Below are 1,641 nucleotides of genomic sequence, written 5' to 3' on the forward strand. Positions count from 1 at the left end.
GGGCCGCGCGCGCCGCCCGGCTCGCCGCCCGCGCCCTCGCCGCCGCCGTCGGCGGTACCGTCGCCGACCTGGACTCCCGGCGGATCCTGCCCGGCTCACCGCCGCCCGCCGAACCGGAGGGGTTCGCCCTCGGCCACGCGTGGGTGTCGGTCTTCGTCGCCCTGGACCCGGACGGCGGCGCCCGCGCCCGCATCGACACGGCCGGGCTGCACCGCTTCGGCCTGCCGGAGGTCGCCGCGCGGCGGGTGGCGTTCGGCGACGTGCTCACGGCCGCCAACCTCGTCCGCGGCCTGGCCTGGCAGCTGGTCGCCGAGCAGTCCGCCTGGCTCGGCCGGGGCCACCGCGGCCGCACCCGCACCACCCGCCGCGAACGCGCCGTGTCCGCCGCCGACGTCCTGCGCTTCTGGGGCGCCGGCCCGCCGGGCCGTGCTCCGGGCGAGCGCGGGGCCGCCACCGTCCGTCTCGGCTGGACCGGCACCGACTGCCCCGACTGCCCGGCCGCCATCGAGCTGATCCCGCCCGTCCGCCTGCGGCCCGGCCCCCGCGCCTCCGGTCCATCCGGCCCGGTCCCTCGCGCGTCGCCCCCGGACGCCGGCCCCGCCGAGGACCCGTGGTGGCGCGCGGCGGCGGAGGCGATGCCGAAGATCGCCCGCCTCCCGGACCCGCCCTGCCGGCCCCGCGCGCATCCCCCGGAGGGGACGGCGGCGGTGAAACCTCGAGAGGGGCCGGGCGGGTGACCTGAAGCGGGTGGGAAAAACCGTTGCCTTTGCGGGGCGTGCGTCGGCATTCTGATGGAGGCTTCCGGGAAATGCCCGGAAACCGGAGAATTTCCGGAACATTGTCTCGTAGTTCAACGGCAGAACGCCGCACCGTTAATGCGGATATCCAGGTTCGAATCCTGGCGGGACAGCGGCCCGGGGTGGGAGGTGACCCGGTGAACGTGCTCGTCCTGAACGCGTCGTACGAGCCATTACAAAAGGTCGACCTGCGGCACGCCATCCGCATGCTGGTCCGCGAGGTGGCCGTGGTCGAGGAGGCGGAGGAGGGCCGGACCATCGGCAGCTTCCCCGTGCCGCGGGTCCTGAGGCTCGTCCGGTACGTCGCGATGCGCTGGCGGCACGGCCGCCGGCCGCCGTGGAGCAAGCGCGGCGTCTACCTGCGCGATCGGGGCCGGTGCGGCTACTGCGGGCAGCGCGGCAACACGATCGACCACGTCCACCCGCAGTCCCGCGGGGGCGGCAACACCTGGGAGAACACCGTCCTCGCGTGCGGCCGCTGCAACAACCGCAAGGGGGACCGGACGCTCCGCGAGGCCGGGCTGCGGCTGCGCTGGGAGCCGCGCGTCCCGCGCTGGGAGGACCTCGTCGGGGCCTGAGGGGAAGCCGCCGGACCCCTCCCGGCGGCACGGGGGAGGGGCCGGACCGCCCGCGGGCGGTCCGGCCCTCTTTCGCGTCGGCGGTAGTGCCCGGGTCACGCAGTGTGCTTGCCCGAATGTCGGAGGGTTTGTGGTGATTGTGGTAGCGTGCCCGCCAATCTCCGACCCTCTGTTATCCGGGAGTGATCTGTGGCGGCCTTCGGTCCCTTCGGCAGGACGGCGCGCCCGGCCGGCGGGCGCCGGGCGGCGCGGCGGCTCGCGGTGCT

At 75.8% G+C, this 1,641-nt stretch carries 1 protein-coding gene, 1 tRNA gene and 1 pseudogene; all 3 read left to right on the forward strand.

Annotation, left to right across the window (positions count from 1 at the left end):
• A pseudogene (locus tag F9B16_RS52160) lies at positions 1 to 737 on the forward strand (hypothetical protein); the annotation flags it as partial.
• A 102-nt stretch (positions 738 to 839) separates the two neighbouring features.
• Positions 840 to 910 (forward strand) — tRNA-Asn (locus F9B16_RS50330).
• A 24-nt stretch (positions 911 to 934) separates the two neighbouring features.
• Positions 935 to 1,375, forward strand: a complete 441-nt coding sequence (locus F9B16_RS50335) for an HNH endonuclease (protein WP_151547333.1) — start codon at positions 935 to 937, stop codon at positions 1,373 to 1,375.
• The last annotated feature ends 266 nt before the right edge of the window (positions 1,376 to 1,641 follow it).

Origin of the sequence: Actinomadura montaniterrae (assembly GCF_008923365.1) — a bacterium.
Taxonomy (GTDB): domain Bacteria; phylum Actinomycetota; class Actinomycetes; order Streptosporangiales; family Streptosporangiaceae; genus Spirillospora; species Spirillospora montaniterrae.